The 441-nt window shown below is 59.4% G+C and carries 1 pseudogene; it reads right to left on the bottom strand.

What is annotated here, in order from left to right:
• A pseudogene (locus QCE79_RS33975) lies at positions 1–441 on the bottom strand (hypothetical protein); the annotation flags it as partial.

Raw genomic sequence — 441 nt, forward strand, 5'->3', positions numbered from 1 at the left:
GGCGTTTGACTCTGCGTACAGTTATTGACACAAGTCCAAGGGCGCGCTTCGCGCGCTAACCCCAATCCCAACTCCCAACTCTTGCGGCTCGAATGACGCGTGAGGTCGTTCTCGGCATCGCTCGCCACACGCGGCGCGATCGTCCATGTATGCCGGTTCGTGCGCACCACGATGCTCACGAACTTCTCACGCAACACGATCCCGTCTTGCTCAAACCGAATGCCGCGAGCCTCCAGGCCCTTGACACAATCGCCCACTGGCTCCCCATACTGGCCGAGGTGCGCATCGTATTCACGGTAGATCTGCACCGGACGGTCGCCGCGAGGACAGAAAATGCCGCCATTGGACTTCACGTACTTCGCCCAGGATGCGGACTCGACCTCACCATCGCTGTACTGGAATTTATTCACGGCCGCGTACATTTCATCGAGCACGCAAGGC

The organism is Caballeronia sp. LZ003 (assembly GCF_031451465.1).
Classification (GTDB): domain Bacteria; phylum Pseudomonadota; class Gammaproteobacteria; order Burkholderiales; family Burkholderiaceae; genus Caballeronia.